General features: G+C 55.3%; 12 protein-coding genes. 9 read left to right on the top strand and 3 right to left on the bottom strand.

Annotation, left to right across the window (positions count from 1 at the left end; translation table 11 throughout):
- Nucleotides 1–12 precede the first annotated feature (12 nt).
- Nucleotides 13–1152: a glycerate kinase gene (locus L3068_RS18260; protein WP_117581004.1), complete on the top strand. Its 1140-nt coding sequence runs from the start codon at nucleotides 13–15 to the stop codon at nucleotides 1150–1152.
- A gap of 97 nt (nucleotides 1153–1249) precedes the next feature.
- Here L3068_RS18260 and barA read toward each other — a convergent pair whose 3' ends face one another.
- Nucleotides 1250–4009: a two-component sensor histidine kinase BarA gene (barA, locus tag L3068_RS18255; RefSeq protein WP_071922933.1), complete on the bottom strand. Its 2760-nt coding sequence runs from the start codon at nucleotides 4007–4009 to the stop codon at nucleotides 1250–1252.
- A 57-nt stretch (nucleotides 4010–4066) separates the two neighbouring features.
- On the opposite strand from barA, the gene rlmD reads away from it, so the two are divergent.
- From rlmD to eno, 5 genes are all read left to right on the top strand, one after another.
- Entirely contained in the window at nucleotides 4067–5365 is a 1299-nt protein-coding gene (gene rlmD, locus L3068_RS18250) for a 23S rRNA (uracil(1939)-C(5))-methyltransferase RlmD (RefSeq protein ID WP_117581001.1), read from the top strand.
- Nucleotides 5366–5416: 51 nt separating this feature from the next.
- Nucleotides 5417–7648, top strand: coding sequence for a GTP diphosphokinase (gene relA, locus L3068_RS18245; protein WP_014885048.1), 2232 nt, complete (start codon nucleotides 5417–5419; stop codon nucleotides 7646–7648).
- Nucleotides 7649–7714: 66 nt separating this feature from the next.
- Nucleotides 7715–8506: a nucleoside triphosphate pyrophosphohydrolase gene (gene mazG / locus L3068_RS18240; protein ID WP_014885047.1), complete on the top strand. Its 792-nt coding sequence runs from the start codon at nucleotides 7715–7717 to the stop codon at nucleotides 8504–8506.
- Between the two features lie 223 nt (nucleotides 8507–8729).
- Complete coding sequence (gene pyrG / locus L3068_RS18235) at nucleotides 8730–10367, top strand: glutamine hydrolyzing CTP synthase (protein ID WP_014885046.1); 1638 nt, start codon at nucleotides 8730–8732, stop codon at nucleotides 10365–10367.
- A gap of 82 nt (nucleotides 10368–10449) precedes the next feature.
- Nucleotides 10450–11748, top strand: a complete 1299-nt coding sequence (gene eno / locus L3068_RS18230; protein WP_014885045.1) for a phosphopyruvate hydratase — start codon at nucleotides 10450–10452, stop codon at nucleotides 11746–11748.
- 51 nt (nucleotides 11749–11799) lie between these two features.
- On the opposite strand, the gene L3068_RS18225 is transcribed toward eno, so the two are convergent.
- Entirely contained in the window at nucleotides 11800–12909 is a 1110-nt protein-coding gene (locus L3068_RS18225) for an SDR family oxidoreductase (RefSeq protein WP_014885044.1), read from the bottom strand.
- A gap of 358 nt (nucleotides 12910–13267) precedes the next feature.
- Nucleotides 13268–14092: a MurR/RpiR family transcriptional regulator gene (locus tag L3068_RS18220; protein ID WP_014885043.1), complete on the bottom strand. Its 825-nt coding sequence runs from the start codon at nucleotides 14090–14092 to the stop codon at nucleotides 13268–13270.
- A 165-nt stretch (nucleotides 14093–14257) separates the two neighbouring features.
- Between L3068_RS18220 and L3068_RS18215 the strand changes: the two genes are divergently transcribed.
- The 3 genes from L3068_RS18215 to queE are packed head-to-tail and all read left to right on the top strand — an operon-like array spanning nucleotide 14258 to nucleotide 17250.
- Nucleotides 14258–15817 (top strand): maltose/glucose-specific PTS transporter subunit IIC, encoded by a 1560-nt coding sequence (locus tag L3068_RS18215; RefSeq protein ID WP_117581000.1) that lies wholly within the window; start codon nucleotides 14258–14260, stop codon nucleotides 15815–15817.
- Nucleotides 15817–16524, top strand: coding sequence for an N-acetylmannosamine-6-phosphate 2-epimerase (locus L3068_RS18210; RefSeq protein ID WP_023331196.1), 708 nt, complete (start codon nucleotides 15817–15819; stop codon nucleotides 16522–16524). The genes L3068_RS18215 and L3068_RS18210 overlap by 1 nt, the downstream gene beginning before the upstream one ends.
- Before the next feature lie 54 nt (nucleotides 16525–16578).
- The gene (gene queE, locus L3068_RS18205) at nucleotides 16579–17250 is read left to right on the top strand and encodes a 7-carboxy-7-deazaguanine synthase QueE (RefSeq protein WP_014885040.1); all 672 of its coding nucleotides are present in this window, start codon (nucleotides 16579–16581) and stop codon (nucleotides 17248–17250) included.
- Nucleotides 17251–17263 lie beyond the last annotated feature (13 nt).

Here is a 17263-nt window from a genome sequence, read left to right as displayed (position 1 = left end):
TAAGGATGGCTTATGAAAATTGTTATCGCACCGGACTCGTATAAGGAAAGTTTGAGTGCGCTTGAGGTTGCGACAGCGATAGAGCGCGGTTTTCGCGAGATCTTTCCCGAGGCGGTTTACGTCAAACTGCCGGTCGCGGATGGAGGAGAAGGCACCGTTGAGGCGATGATCGCGGCAACGCAGGGGCGAAGGGTACATGTCCCGGTGACCGGTCCCCTCGGCGAGCGGGTGGAAGGATTTTACGGGATTTCGGGTGACGAACAGAGCGCCTTTATTGAAATGGCGGCGGCAAGCGGTCTGGAACTGGTTGCGCCTTCGCAGCGCGATCCCCTGAAAACGACCTCCTGGGGCACTGGTGAACTTATCCGTCACGCGCTGGATGCGGGCGTTAAGCATATCATCATCGGTATCGGCGGCAGCGCCACCAATGACGGCGGGGCCGGGATGATGCAGGCGCTGGGGGCGAAGCTGCTCGACGCCAGTGAACAGCCGCTGGGGCAGGGCGGAGGCGAGCTGGGAAAACTCGCGCGTATCGACCTGAGCGGCCTGGACACGCGTCTGGCCGAGTGCCGGATTGAGGTCGCCTGCGACGTGACCAATCCTCTGGTTGGAAAGGATGGCGCGTCAGCCGTATTTGGCCCGCAAAAGGGGGCCACGCCTGAGATGATCATTACCCTGGACAATGCGCTTGCTCATTATGCGCGGATTATTGCCCGGGATCTGGATATGAATGTGCTAAACCTTGCTGGCGGTGGTGCGGCGGGGGGCATGGGCGCGGCGCTGTACGCTTTTTGCGGCGCACAGTTGCGCCAGGGCATTGAGATTGTAACCGATGCGCTGCACCTGGCCGACCAGGTGGCCGATGCAGATTTGGTTATCACCGGCGAAGGCCGCATCGACAGCCAGACGATCCACGGCAAAGTCCCGGTGGGGGTAGCGAAGGTCGCGAAACGCTTTAACAAACCCGTTATCGGGATTGCGGGCAGTCTGACGGCGGATGTTGGCGTGGTTCACGATCACGGCATTGATGCGGTGTTTAGCGTGATTTACACCATCTGCTCGCTGGAAGATGCGCTGGAAAATGCCAGCGCGAATGTACAGATGACCGCCAGAAATATCGCGGCGGTGCTGAAAGTGGGGCAGGGAATGTAGTTCTCCCGCTCCCCGTGGGAGAGGGTTGGGGTGAGGGCATCAGGCCGCACCCGCAATCGTAGGCCCGGTAAGGCGAAGCCGCCACCGGGCTTTTATCTCAGCTCCCCAATACCTTCATCGCTTCACGCGTCACGTTATCCATTTCATCCAGCAGCTCCAGAAACTCAGGTTCCAGCTCCGATTCTGGCGTACCTGCGCGCAGTTGCTGCTCCAGCAGCTGGCAGAGATTTTTAAGCCGCGGTACGCCGCTATAGCCGCAGCTGCCGTGAAGCTTGTGGATGGCTTCCAGCAGTTCATCCGGGTGTTCCCCCACAAGCTGTTCTTCAACTTTATTACGAATCTCCGGCAGAAACGCGACCAGCATTTGCAGCATCTCGCGGGCTAAATCGGGTTTACCTGCCGCCTGACGCAGCGCAAGCTGCCAGTCAAAGGTTGCGTTTTGATTGACGGCGACCTCAACCGGCTCGCTGGAAACCGTGTAGCTTCCGCCAATATGTCCCGGCTTATAGCGTAACAGCAGGTTATGAAGCTTCTCTTCGTCGATAGGTTTCGCCAGATAATCATTCATCCCGGCGCTCAGTAACTTCTCTTTCTGACCGGCCATCGCATGCGCGGTGACCGCAATCACCGGTGTTTGCTGCTGATGTGGCAGCTGGTGGATCAACTCACAGGCCCGAATGCCATCCATGCCCGGCATCTGAATATCCATCAGAATTAAATCGAACTGCATCTGTTTGGCTTGTTCAACGGCCTGCGTGCCGCTGGTGCACAGCTCCACATGCTGAACCTGATCTTCCAGCAACACGCCAATGAGCTTCAGGTTTGCCGGGTTGTCATCAACTGCCATCACGCTCATCGGCAGTTTTTGCTCATCGTTAATCAGCGGAAGGGCATGCTGGCTAAGACGGCAATACTCCGTGAGGGCGGGCAGCAGGCGGGTGGCGGTGAGGGGTTTAAGCAGACACGCGGCTGCCCCGTCGTTTTTCAACTCTTCCGCGTTTATCTGAGCGTGGCAGGGCAGCGCCAGCAGCAGATAGTCAGTCATCGACGCGGCTTTCGCCAGCCGCTCCTGCTGCATGGTCAGTTCGCCGGTGAACGTCACCGGAATGCCCATCAGCAGAATGTCGTAGTGCTCAACGGCAAGCGCCGAGAAGGTAGGGCTGTAGACTACCTCCAGAGGTGTAGTGCTTAAAATATCCAGCGTGCACTGCGCGGCCGCCGCGTTAGGCTCGACGTAGGCCAGACGCTTACCGTTCAGGCAGCTTGTCACCGGACCGTCGGTCAACGCGTTCGGATTGAGATCCAGGTTAATGTGGAACCAGAAGGTTGAACCGCGGTTTGGCTGGCTGTGGAAAGAGATATCGCCGCCCATCTCGTTTACCAGCCTCTGCGTAATCACCAGCCCCAGACCGGTACCGCCATGACGGCGGGAGATACTGGCATCGGCCTGGCGGAACGCCTGGAACAGACGCGACTGATCGCGCTCGGGAATACCAATCCCGGTATCGCGGATCTGAACCTCAATCTGTACCTTGTTATTACTGAGCGCGCGTTTTTCTACCAGAATGTCGATGTTGCCGCTTTCGGTGAATTTAATGGCGTTGCCAACAAGATTGGTAATGACCTGCTGAAGGCGCAGAGGATCGCCGATGACGTTATCCGGCACGTCGTTTTTGATGTTAAGCGTCAGTTCAAGGCCTTTGTCGTGTGACGAGTGGGCGAGCAGCGTGACCACTTCATCGAGCGTACCGCGCAGCGGGAACGGTATGCTCTCCAGAATAAGCTTGCCCGCCTCCAGCTTGGAGAAGTCCAGCACGTCGTTAATGATCGCCAGCAGGTTGTTGGCCGAACGTTCAATGGTGTGCAGATGATCGCGCTGCGTCGGGTTAAGCTCGCTTTTCAGCGTCAGGCGGGTAAAGCCGATCACCCCATTGAGCGGTGTACGCAGCTCGTGCGACATATTGGCAAGGAATTCAGATTTAATCCGCGCCGCTTCCTGGGCGCGCTTTTTCGCCAGATCCAGCTCAACGTTCTGGATCTCCATCTGCTCCAGCGTTTCGCGCAGGTCAGACGTCGCCTGGTCAACGTTATGCTGCATCTCTTCGTGATAGGCCGCCAGCGACATGGCCATCGAGTTGATGCCGTTTTTCAGCATATCCAGCTCGCCCAGCATAAAACCTTCTACGCGGCTGTCGAGCTGTCCCCGGCGGATGCGGTCAACAGTATTGACCATATTGCGGATGGGGCCCGTTACGTCGCGCATCAGGCGCCAGCCGAAGATCAGTGCAATACCAATACAGAACAGCATCATCACGCCAGAGATAAAAATCTCTTTGTACTGCTGTAGCCGGACTGACTTGAGATCCAGCTCCAGCGCCACGTATCCCAGCATGTTATTGCTGGATTTGGCGTCAGATTGCGCAGACTCGTCGGGGGAATAACTTTCCGACACGATCGGCGTGCGCAGGATCATGATATCGCCGCGCCGCAGTACGGTGAGATGGCGCGGGAAAGGTGTACCGTCCGGGATTTTCAGGGCCGCCGGATCGAGATGAAAATTCGAGGTGACAAACAGGCGGTTATGTTCGTCGTAAACGGAAATGGCGCGTACGATGTCCGAGTGGCGTCGGTGAAGCACGCTGATTAACTGCCCAATGGATTCGCGGTTTTGCAGGTTCATCCCGTACTCGCTTGAGACGGCGAGCGGTTCGATGATGCTGGCGCCTGCATCCTCCAGCTGTCGCTGCAAATCGTTATAGCGGTGCACCACAAAGAAGATACTCAGCAGCAAACCGATGAGAACGGTGGGGGCGAGGATCAAAATCATCATGCGCGCGCGCAGGCTGTAGTTGGTCATGGCGTTCCGTTATGGGACAATTAAGATAATTATGTTTATGTGAGAAAAATCTCGGCGATGGCGCAATTCTACTCTGCAAAACGACGCGTGACGACGCGTCAAATCATTACTGTTGAAGCCACAGACCTTGACCCGTTTGGTCAGGGGGTGGCTCATCACAATGGTAAGACTCTGTTTATAACAGGTTTGCTGCCAACAGAACGAGCAGAAATTACGCTGACGGAAGACAAACGCCAGTACGCGCGCGGACAGGTGAAGCGTCGCCTCAACGATAGCCCGGCGCGCGTTGCGCCACGCTGTCCGCATTTTGGCGTTTGCGGAGGCTGCCAGCAACAGCATGCGAGCACAGAATTACAGCAAAAAAGCAAAAGCCGCGCCCTGGCGCGTCTGCTGAAGCACGACGTGAACGAAGTTATTGCCGATGAGCCCTGGGGCTACCGTCGCCGCGCGCGTCTGAGTCTGAATTATCAGCCCAAAACGGCGCGGCTGGAGATGGGTTTTCGCAAAGCGGCCTCCAGCGATATTGTTGATGTGAAGCAGTGCCCTGTTTTGGTGCCCCATCTTGAAGCATTGCTTCCGCACGTGCGCACTTGCCTCTCAGGACTGGACGGCGTTCGCCATCTTGGGCATGTCGAACTGGTCATGGCCAATAATGGCCCGCTGATGGTGTTGCGCCACACCGCGCCATTATCGAAAAAAGATCGCGAAAAACTGGAACGCTTTTCGCATTCCCACGACCTGGCGCTTTTCCTTGCTCCACAAAGCGAGATACTTGAACAGGTTACCGGTGATGCGCCCTGGTATGCGTCAAACGGGCTACGCTTAACGTTTAGCCCGCGGGATTTCATTCAGGTAAATGATGGCGTAAACCAGCAGATGGTTGAGAAAGCGCTGGCGTGGCTTGATATACAGCCCACCGATCGGGTGCTCGATCTGTTCTGCGGCATGGGCAACTTCACGCTGCCGCTGGCGCGAAAAGCAGCAAGCGTCGTTGGCGTGGAAGGTGTTGAAGCGCTGGTGGCTAAAGGGCAGGAGAACGCACAACAGAACGGCTTGCAAAATGTGACATTCTTTCATCAAAATCTTGAGGAAGATGTGACGCAACAGCCGTGGGCACAGCAGGGATTTGACAAAATCCTGCTCGACCCGGCGCGCGCCGGTGCCCCGGGCGTCATGGCGCATGTGATTAAACTTGCCCCGAAGCGTGTGGTCTATGTTTCCTGTAACCCGGCAACGCTTGCCCGTGACAGTGAGGTATTAATCAGCGCGGGTTACCAAATTCAGCGTCTGGCAATGCTGGACATGTTCCCGCACACTGGGCATCTGGAATCGATGGTGTTGTTCGAGCACATCTAATTTGTTTGGCTTGTCGACTTCGACAGGCCCTGGTCCCTAAAGGAGAGGACAATGGTTGCGGTAAGAAGTGCACATCTCAATAAAGCTGGGGAGTTTGACCCACAAAAATGGATCGCAAGTCTGGGAATTTCCAGCCAGCAGTCGTGTGAACGCTTAACCGAAACCTGGGCCTACTGTCTTCGCACCACACAGGGTCATCCGGATGCCGATCTCCTCTTGTGGCGCGGCGTGGAGATGGTTGAAATCTTATCCATGCTGAACATGGATATTGAAACGCTGCAGGCCGCGTTGCTGTTTCCTCTCGCCGATGCGAACGTCGTGACGGAAGACGTGCTGCGTGAGAGCGTCGGAAAATCCGTCGTCGCGCTGATCCACGGCGTGCGCGATATGGCGGCTATCCGCCAGCTTAAAGCCGCGCACACCGATTCCGTCTCCTCTGAGCAGGTCGATAACGTCCGCCGGATGCTGCTGGCCATGGTGGATGATTTCCGCTGTGTGGTCATCAAACTGGCCGAGCGTATTGCCCACCTGCGTGAGGTGAAGGATGCGCCGGAAGACGAGCGCGTGCTGGCCGCCAAAGAGTGTACAAACATCTATGCGCCGCTGGCGAACCGGCTAGGTATCGGTCAGCTCAAATGGGAGCTGGAAGATTACTGCTTCCGTTATCTGCACCCGGCGGAATATAAGCGCATTGCCAAACTTCTGCATGAACGACGCATTGACCGCGAGCACTATATCGAGGAGTTCGTCGGCGGCTTGCGCCAGGCGATGAAAGAAGAGAACGTGCGCGCCGAAGTCTACGGGCGACCTAAGCACATCTACAGCATCTGGCGCAAAATGCAGAAGAAACACCTCGCCTTTGACGAGCTGTTTGACGTGCGTGCCGTGCGTATCGTGGCGGAACGTCTGCAGGACTGCTACGCCGCGCTGGGGATCGTCCACACTCACTTCCGCCATCTGCCGGATGAGTTTGATGACTATGTGGCTAACCCTAAACCTAACGGTTATCAGTCCATTCACACCGTGGTGCTTGGCCCTGGCGGCAAAACGGTCGAAATTCAGATCCGCACCAAACAGATGCACGAAGATGCCGAGCTGGGCGTTGCCGCGCACTGGAAATACAAAGAGGGAACGTCGGGCGGGGCGCGTTCTGGTCACGAGGATCGCATCGCCTGGCTGCGCAAGCTGATTGCGTGGCAGGAAGAGATGGCCGACTCGGGCGAAATGCTCGACGAAGTCCGCAGCCAGGTCTTTGACGACCGGGTCTACGTCTTTACCCCGAAAGGGGATGTGGTCGACCTGCCAGCCGGTTCAACGCCGCTTGATTTTGCCTACCACATCCACAGTGACGTGGGGCACCGCTGTATCGGGGCGAAAATCGGCGGGCGCATCGTCCCGTTCACTTACCAGTTGCAGATGGGCGATCAGATTGAAATCATCACCCAGAAGCAGCCTAACCCGAGCCGGGACTGGCTTAATCCGAACCTGGGGTACGTCACCACCAGCCGCGGACGCTCAAAAATTCACGCCTGGTTCCGCAAGCAGGATCGAGACAAAAATATCCTTGCCGGTCGTCAGATCCTTGACGACGAACTGGAACATATCGGGATCAGCCTGAAAGAGGCCGAGAAATTCCTGCTGCCGCGCTACAACTTCAACGAGCTTGACGAACTGTTAGCGGCAATTGGCGGCGGCGATATTCGTCTCAATCAGATGGTTAACTTCCTGCAGGCGCAGTTCAATAAGCCAAGCGCGGAAGAGCAGGACGCGGCGGCGCTGAAGCAGCTGCAGCAGAAAACCTACGCCCCGCAGCAGCGCAGTAAAGATAATGGCCGCGTAGTGGTCGAGGGAGTGGGCAATCTGATGCACCACATTGCCCGCTGCTGTCAGCCAATTCCGGGCGACGACATCGTCGGTTTTATCACCCAGGGGCGCGGGATCTCGATCCACCGTTCCGACTGTGACCAGCTTGCCGAGCTGCAGTCCCATGCGCCGGAGCGCATCGTGGAAGCGGTCTGGGGAGAGAGCTACTCCGCCGGCTACTCGCTGGTGGTGCGTGTTACCGCCAATGACCGCAGCGGCTTGCTGCGCGATATCACCACCATTCTCGCCAACGAGAAGGTCAACGTGCTGGGTGTTGCCAGCCGCAGCGATACCCGCGAGCAGCTTGCCACCATCGATATGACCATCGAAATCTACAACCTGCAGGTGCTGGGTCGCGTGCTCGGCAAACTGAACCAGGTGCCGGATGTGATTGACGCGCGTCGTCTGCACGGCGGGTAAATACACTCTTCTGTAGGCCGGGTAAGGCTTTGCCGCCACCCGGCTTGTTTTTTAATGGAAAACACTATGACTCAAATCGACCGCCTGCTCGGCATCATGAAACGCCTGCGCGATCCGGAAAACGGCTGCCCGTGGGACAAAGAGCAGACTTTCTCCACCATCGCCCCGTACACGCTTGAAGAGACCTACGAGGTGCTGGACGCCATTTCTCGCGAGGATTTTGACGACCTGCGTGGTGAACTCGGCGACCTGCTGTTCCAGGTGGTGTTCTACGCCCAGATGGCGCAGGAAGAAGGGCGCTTTAACTTTGATGATATCTGCGCCGCTATCAGCGACAAGCTTGAGCGCCGTCACCCGCATATCTTTGGCGATGCCACCGCAGGCAACAGCGCGGAAGTACTGGCCCGCTGGGAGCAGATAAAAAGCGCCGAGCGTGCTGAAAAATCCCAGCATTCGGCGCTGGACGATATTCCTCTGAGTCTGCCTGCGCTGATGCGCGCGCATAAAATTCAAAAGCGTTGTTCCGCCGTCGGTTTTGACTGGGACTCTCTGGGGCCGGTGCTGGATAAAGTGCATGAAGAGATCGACGAGGTTATGCACGAAGCGCAGCAGGCGGTGGTGGATGAAGCAAAGCTTGAGGAAGAGATGGGCGATCTGTTGTTTGCGACCGTCAACCTTTCGCGCCATTTAGGTGTAAAAGCGGAAACCGCATTGCAAAAAGCCAATCTGAAATTCGAACGTCGTTTTCGTGAAGTGGAGCGGATTGTCGCCTCGCGCGGCCTGGAAATGACCGGAATTGACCTCCAGGCGATGGAAGAAGTCTGGCAGGAAGTAAAACGCCAGGAATCTGATCTCTAACGGAATTTTGCGATCAAGCGCAATTTGTGTGATTTTTTAAATGACAAGCGCTTGATTTGCGTCAAAAACATTTACCCAAAAGGGGCTATTTTCTCACTCCTTATGTTTGTCATGGCCTGGAATGGAGACGGAGAATGAAAGTTTGTGGCGCTCGCCGTGTTCGGGTATACTACTTTCCCGTCCTGGTTATTCCATCGTTTCACCCTAACTTCTCAGGTTCAGCATGACAACGAACTATATTTTTGTGACCGGCGGGGTCGTATCCTCTCTGGGTAAAGGCATTGCCGCAGCCTCCCTCGCAGCCATTCTTGAAGCCCGTGGCCTCAATGTGACCATGATGAAACTGGATCCGTACATCAACGTCGATCCTGGCACCATGAGCCCAACCCAACACGGGGAAGTGTTCGTTACTGAAGACGGCGCTGAAACCGATCTGGATCTTGGCCACTACGAGCGTTTCATTCGTACCAAAATGACCCGTCGTAACAACTTTACGACTGGCCGCATCTACTCCGACGTTCTGCGTAAAGAGCGCCGCGGTGACTACCTGGGCGCGACCGTTCAGGTTATCCCACACATCACTAACGCCATCAAAGAGCGTGTCCTTGCCGGTGGCGAAGGGCATGACGTTGTGCTGGTTGAAATCGGCGGTACCGTAGGGGATATCGAATCCCTGCCGTTCCTCGAAGCGATTCGTCAGCTGGCGGTAGATATTGGTCGTGAGCATGCGCTGTTCATGCACCTGACGCTGGTGCCTTACATGGCGGCTGCAGGTGAAGTGAAAACCAAACCGACTCAGCACTCTGTTAAAGAGCTGCTCTCCATCGGTATTCAGCCTGACATCCTGGTTTGCCGTTCCGATCGCGCTATCCCGGCGAACGAACGTGCGAAAATTGCATTGTTCTGTAACGTGCCTGAAAAAGCCGTTATTTCAATGAAAGATGTCGATTCCATTTATAAAATCCCGGGCCTGTTGAAATCGCAGGGCCTGGACGATTATATTTGTAAACGATTCAGCTTGAACTGTCCGGAAGCTAACCTGTCTGAATGGGAACAGGTTATCTATGAAGAAGCCAATCCGGCGGGCGAAGTGACTATCGGTATGGTCGGCAAGTACATTGAACTGCCGGATGCCTATAAGTCAGTTATCGAAGCGCTGAAACACGGTGGTCTGAAGAACCGCGTCTCCGTGAACATCAAGCTGATTGATTCGCAGGATGTTGAAACGCGTGGCGTGGAAATTCTGAAAGATCTGGATGCGATTCTCATCCCTGGCGGCTTTGGCTACCGCGGTGTTGAAGGCAAGATCGCCACTGCACGCTACGCGCGTGAAAACAATATTCCTTACCTCGGCATCTGCCTGGGTATGCAGGTTGCGCTGATCGAATTTGCGCGCAACGTAGCGGGAATGGAAAACGCGAACTCTACGGAATTTGTGCCAGACTGTAAGTACCCTGTAGTGGCGCTGATTACGGAATGGCGCGACGAAGACGGTAACGTCGAAGTCCGTACCGAGAAGAGCGATCTGGGTGGCACAATGCGTCTTGGCGCACAGGCCTGCCAGCTGTCCGACGATAGCGTGGTTCGCAAGCTGTATGGCGAATCGGTCATCACCGAGCGCCATCGTCACCGCTATGAAGTCAACAACATGCTGTTGAAACAAATTGAAGCTGCGGGCCTGCGCGTTGCGGGCCGCTCCGGGGATGATCAGTTAGTCGAGATCATTGAAGTGCCAAACCATCCATGGTTTGTTGCCTGCCAGTTCCACCCGGAATTTACTTCAACGCCGCGTGACGGGCATCCGCTGTTTGCAGGCTTCGTGAAAGCCGCCAGCGAGTACCAGAAGCGTCAGGCGAAGTAAAAAAAGTTAGAACGGCAACGCGTACCTTTGGTACGCGTTGTTTGTCTGGAGTTTTAGTTTAACTTGTACTGAGGAAAATCTAATGTCCAAAATCGTTAAAGTCATCGGTCGTGAAATCATCGACTCCCGTGGTAACCCGACCGTTGAAGCTGAAGTTCATCTGGAAGGTGGTTTCGTCGGTATGGCAGCTGCTCCATCAGGTGCTTCTACGGGTTCCCGCGAAGCGCTGGAACTGCGCGATGGCGACAAATCCCGTTTCATGGGCAAAGGCGTACTGAAAGCGGTTGGCGCTGTAAACGGTCCTATTGCTCAGGCCATCATTGGCAAAGACGCTAAAGACCAGGCTGGCATCGACAAGATCATGATCGATCTGGACGGTACTGAAAACAAATCTAACTTCGGTGCGAACGCAATCCTGGCGGTTTCCCTGGCGAACGCCAAAGCAGCAGCGGCTGCTAAAGGTATGCCACTGTTCGAGCACATCGCTGAACTGAACGGCACCCCAGGCAAATACTCCATGCCTGTACCAATGATGAACATCATCAACGGTGGTGAGCACGCAGACAACAACGTTGATATTCAGGAATTCATGATTCAGCCAGTTGGCGCGAAATCCCTGAAAGAAGCGGTACGTATGGGTTCTGAAGTGTTCCACAACCTGGCTAAAGTTCTGAAAGCTAAAGGTATGAACACGGCTGTAGGTGACGAAGGTGGCTATGCGCCAAACCTGGGTTCTAACGCAGAAGCTCTGGCTGTTATCGCAGAAGCAGTAAAAGCTGCTGGCTACGAGCTGGGCAAAGACATCACCCTGGCGATGGACTGTGCGGCATCTGAATTCTACAAAGACGGTAAATACGTTCTGGCTGGCGAAGGCAACAAAGCGTTCACCTCCGAAGAGTTCACTCACTTCCTGGAAGACCTGACCAAACAGTACCCAATCGTCTCTATCGAAGACGGTCTGGACGAGTCTGACTGGGATGGTTTCGCATACCAGACCAAAGTACTGGGCGACAAAATCCAGCTGGTTGGTGACGATCTGTTCGTAACCAACACCAAGATCCTGAAAGAAGGCATCGAGAAAGGCATCGTTAACTCCATCCTGATCAAATTCAACCAGATCGGTTCTCTGACCGAAACCCTGGCCGCGATCAAAATGGCGAAAGACGCTGGCTACACCGCTGTCATCTCTCACCGTTCTGGTGAAACTGAAGATGCAACCATTGCTGACCTGGCAGTGGGTACCGCTGCAGGCCAGATCAAAACCGGTTCTATGAGCCGTTCTGACCGTGTTGCTAAATACAACCAGCTGATTCGTATCGAAGAAGCACTGGGCGAAAAAGCACCATACAACGGTCGTAAAGAGATCAAAGGCCAGGCATAATTGCTTAAGCCTTAAATGAAAATGCCAGTCGAAAGACTGGCATTTTTTTGGCTATTTAAAATCGACCGCCATTTGCTCCGGGATGGTCAATCCCCGGGTGGTCTGGACGCAGCGGGCGATATAATCCGTAAAACGCGGGGGTTTCGGCATTCCCATGCTGAGCAGCTTATCGTTGCTGAAGCGCACGTTCAGCGTGGCAAAGGCGCCGTATAAGCGCATCGCTCTCAGCATCAGGCGTTCGTTGCATGGACCAAAAATCGTTTTCAGCTCGCGGCGCATTCTGACCAGCGTTTCGTAGCTGACCTGCGCATACTTATCACCGACGGGCGCTTTCTCCAGCGCCTGCGCCATCGCCTGATCGATGTCTGCAAAGCGAACGCTGTTTTCTTCCCCGGCAGAAATATGCACCACCTCACCCGGACGCGCGTTGCTGCCGAGCAGCATTAACAGCGCGTCGGCGCAATAATCCACCGGCACTACGTCGATCCGGTCTTCCATTGAACACATAAACTTTTGCAGCATCAGGCCCATACTAAAGACCCAGAAGATGCTGCTCGACGGCGTGCAGCCGTGACGGGTATGGCCGACGACGATGGAGGGGCGGGCGATAAGCAGCGGCAGGTCCGGGCACGCCTGACGCATCAGCTTTTCAATGGTTGACTTCGAATAAGTGTATTCCACCAGATGTTCAGCATTTTCTCTAAATTCAGCACTTTCCGCGACCAGTGAATCCTGCTCCGGGGTGCATGACATTGCGGTGCCTACGTGCAGGAAACGCTGCAGTCCAGTGACCTGTTCCATGCGGCGTGCCAGCGCAAGGGTACCGTCGACGTTTACCTTCCAGATAAGCGGGTTGTTTCCAAATGAGGCGACAGCCGCGCAGTTAACCACATGCGTGACCTGGTTCAGTCGCGGATCGTTCAGAAAGGCCTCCGGCTGACTGAGGTCGCCAATGATAATATTCTCCACGCTCAGGGAAGCCAGTTTCTCCTCAGAAACGTTGAACTTACGCATGTTCTCCTGCACGCGCTCCAGCCCGCTTTGCGGATCGCCGGCGCGGGCAAGCAAAAGGAGTTTCACGGATTGATCGCTCGTCAGGATTTTTTCAAGTACTGCACCGCCCAGGAAACCGGTCACGCCTGTAATCAATAACATCTTCATTAATACCGTCTCATTATGATTGATGAGGCGGATTGTAGGCGCGCAAAAGTAAACGGCATTTAAATAATAAATCGCCGAAACAGGAAGCGTCTTAAGCTTATTTTAAGGAAAGGAAATCAGGTGGAGATATTGGACATTGCGGAAAGGTGAAAAATTCAATTTATAAATAATTATATTTCAACTTTATGATTTGTATGTATTTTTATGATTCAGGATTAGGGTGGTTACAGCATTGAAAATGTAATAAATAAAATATTTTGTTACACCAAACATTTATCTGGAAAATAAATTAAATTTTGCTTAAGGGAAATTGAGTAACGTAAAAAGCAGGCTAGTTTATGTAGCCTGCGTAATATTTTCAGAGCAGCAAAGGAAGCGTAGCGCTGGCTGTTTGCTGGCTAACATCCGCGTAATGGTTGTCCAGCGCAATAAGAGAGGTGGTCAGCAATTCGACCAGCAGCATGACACCCACCTTTGCATTGAGCGCGCCAGCGCTAAGCGGGCCTTCTGGCTTGGCGGCTACCAGTTGCATATCACTCAGGGAAGCCAGCGGGCTACGTGGCGTGTTGCTGAGCGCCAGAACCTTTACGCCGCGCTTGCGGGCCAGTTTCACCACATGAAGTAAATCCCGCGTAGAACCGGAACTGGAGATAGCCACGACCAGCGTTTCAGCCGAGAGCGTTGCCGCATTCATGGCTGCGCGGTGCATGTCGCTAAATAACTGTGCGGGTTTACCCAGCCTTAATAACTTGTAATGCAGATACTCACCGAGGATTGCGCTGGCCGCGACGCCATAGATCTGCACGGAGTGCGCCTGATGCAGTGCCAGTGCGGCTTTTTCAAGCAGCGCCCGGTCCAGGAGCCTGGCGGTATCCTGCAGAGCCAGGATTGACTCATCCACCACGTTATCAATTTCATCCCCGGCCTCTCGCGCGGGCTGACCCTGCTGAATATCCAGCGCCAGCGCCATTTTGAATTCGTTATAGCCCTTGCAGCCCAGCGTCCGGCAAAGACGCGTCACGCTGGCCTCGCTGGTGTGACTCTCGCGCGCCAGTTCCGTGATCGTCAGGTAGAGCACTCGGGCGGGATCGCTGAGGACAAACTCGCCGAGTTTTTGTTGTGTTGGGCTGTACCCGGAAGCCTCCTGGCGGAGCTTCAGCAGCAGATTTTCATGGTCCGACATGCCAGGTCCTTAATGCGTTTCTCTGTGACTAGTGTGACGGAAAGCGGGGGAAAGATGCCAGTCATTTTGAAAGAGTATGATCGGTCTCCTGGTTTTTGATGATAATTTTCACTATTAAATATTTATATGGTAAAAATTTTCATCGATAAATGAGGGGATGAAAAAATGATGCAAATGTTCAGTGGAGCCTCTTCGGGGGGATGGTTTGAAAAAGCGCAGCGCTTCGGCAAATCGTTTATGTTGCCCATCGCCGTGTTGCCTGCGGCGGGTCTGCTGCTTGGGATAGGCGGCGCGTTGTCGAATCCCAATACGCTGACGGCCTATCCGTTTTTAGATGTGGGCTGGCTGCAGGCGGTTTTCACCATCATGAGCAGTGCAGGTTCCATCGTATTTGCGAACCTCTCTGTGCTGTTTGCGGTTGGGGTGGCCGTTGGGCTGGCAAAAAGTGATAAAGGCACGGCAGGGCTGGCGGCGTTACTGGCGTTTCTGGTGATGAACGCCACCATCAACGCGCTGCTGATCCTCACCGGCAAACTGGCGCAGGAAAACCCGGGGGCCGTGGGGCAGGGGATGACGCTGGGGATTCAGACGCTGGAAACGGGTGTATTTGGCGGCGTAGTGATTGGTCTCGTGACCTGCGCGTTGCATCACCGGTTTAATAAAATTGCCCTTCCGCAGTTCCTGGGCTTCTTTGGCGGCTCGCGCTTTGTCCCGATTATCAGCTCGCTGGCGGCGATACTCGTCGGCGCGCTGATGACCGTGGTCTGGCCGCATTTCCAGAAACTGATCTTTGGTCTGGGCGGGCTGGTAGACGCCACAGGTTATTTGGGCACCCTGCTGTACGGCTTCATTTTACGCATGCTGGGCCCGTTCGGGTTGCACCACATCTTCTATCTTCCGTTCTGGACCACGGCCCTTGGCGGCAGCGAGATCGTCAATGGTCATCTGGTGGAGGGTACGCAGCGTATCTTCTTTGCCCAGCTGGCTGACCCGACGACGCGTCAGTTTTATGAAGGCACGTCGCGCTTCATGTCCGGGCGCTTTATTACGATGATGTTTGGCCTGCTCGGCGCGTGTCTGGCGATGTACCACACGGCAAAACCCGAGAACAAAAAGCGCGTTGCCGGGCTGCTGCTCTCTGCGGCGTTAACCTCTTTCCTGACGGGCATTACCGAGCCCATCGAGTTCTCCTTCCTGTTTATTGCGCCGGTGCTTTACGTCATCCATGCGCTGTTTGACGGGCTGGCGTTCATGCTTGCACACATGCTGCATATCACCATCGGGCAAACCTTCTCCGGCGGTTTTATCGACTTCCTCCTGTTCGGTATTTTGCAGGGGGAGGCCAAAACCAACTGGATGTTCGTTCCGCTGGTCGGCGTGCCGTGGTTCTTCCTTTACTACTTCACCTTCCGCTACCTGATTAACCGTTTTGATTTCGCCACGCCGGGCCGTGAAAAGACGGCGATGGTTGATGAAGTGAGTCTGCCGCAAAGCGAGCGCGCTGCGGCGGTGATCGCCGGATTAGGTGGAAAAGACAATCTGGACGAGGTGGACTGCTGCGCCACGCGCCTTCGCGTCACGGTCAAAGACGGCAGCAAGGTGGATGACGCGGCGCTGAAAGCGACCGGCGCGCGCGGCGTTATCGTGCGCGGTAACGGGGTTCAGGTCATTTATGGCCCGCACGTCACCATTATCAAAAACGAAGTGGAAGAGATTTTATCGTAATGAAAACTGTACTGGATAACCTGAAGGGAAAACTGGTCGTCTCCTGTCAGGCGCTGGAGAATGAACCGCTGCATAGCCCGTTTATTATGTCGCGGATGGCGCTGGCGGCGGCGCAGGGCGGGGCCGCTGCCATTCGTGCCAACAGCGTGGTGGATATCGAGGCCATTAAGCAGCAGGTCTCTTTGCCTGTCATCGGCATCATCAAACGGGATTACCCGGAAAGCGAAGTGTTTATCACCGCCACGATGAAAGAGGTGGATGAGCTCATGGCCGTCTCTCCGGAAATCATAGCCCTTGATGCCACGGCCAGGGAGCGTCCCGGTGGGGAATCCCTGGAAACGCTGGTCATGCGCATCCGCTCGCGCTACCCCTCGGTACTGCTGATGGCGGATATTTCCACCGTGGACGAAGCCGTGACGGCGCAGGCGCTGGGCTTTGACTGCGTCGGCACGACGCTTTACGGCTATACGGCGGAAACGGCAGGCCATTCGCTTCCGGAGAACGACTGCGCGTTCCTGAAGGCCGTGCTGGCGGCCGTGACGGTTCCCGTGGTTGCCGAAGGGAACGTGGATACGCCTGAACGCGCGGCCCGGTGCCTGGCGCTGGGGGCGCACACGGTCGTCGTCGGCGGCGCGATCACCCGTCCACAGCAAATTACCGAACGGTTTATGGCGGCGATTAGCGCGCAAAGCACCGATGGAGCATGACCATCCGGCGGGGATCTGCGATACTTATCGTTTATCCCCTTAACTGAGATGACTATGCAGTACCCGATTAACGAGATGTTCCAGACCCTGCAAGGCGAGGGTTACTTTACCGGTGTTCCCGCTATCTTTATTCGTTTACAGGGATGCCCGGTTGGCTGTGCCTGGTGTGATACCAAACATACGTGGGATAAGCTCGCAGATCGGGAAGTGTCGCTGTTTAGCATTCTGGCGAAAACCAAAGAGAGCGATAAGTGGGGCGCGGGCAGTTCAGAAGATCTGCTGGCGATTATTGGTCGTCAGGGCTGGACGGCGCGCCATGTGGTGATCACCGGCGGTGAACCCTGTATCCACGATCTGACCCCGCTGACCGAGCTGCTCGAAAAGAACGGCTACAGCTGCCAGATTGAAACCAGCGGCACCCACGAAGTGCGCTGCTCTCACTCTACCTGGGTGACGGTTTCGCCAAAAGTGAATATGCGCGGCGGGTATGACGTGCTCTCTCAGGCGCTGGAACGCGCGGATGAGATTAAGCACCCGGTAGGGCGCGTGCGCGATATCGAAGCGCTGGACGAACTGCTGGCGACGCTGACGGATGAAAAGCAGCGGGTGATTGCCCTGCAGCCTATCAGCCAGAAAGAAGATGCGACGCGTCTGTGTATTGAAACCTGTATCGCGCGTAACTGGCGCCTGTCCATGCAGACGCACAAGTACCTGAATATAGCCTAAAAAAAGCCCGGTT

This window comes from Enterobacter cloacae complex sp. ECL414 (assembly GCF_021869685.1).
GTDB classification, from domain to species: Bacteria; Pseudomonadota; Gammaproteobacteria; order Enterobacterales; family Enterobacteriaceae; genus Enterobacter; species Enterobacter kobei.
This window is presented reverse-complemented; position numbering and strand designations above follow the sequence as displayed.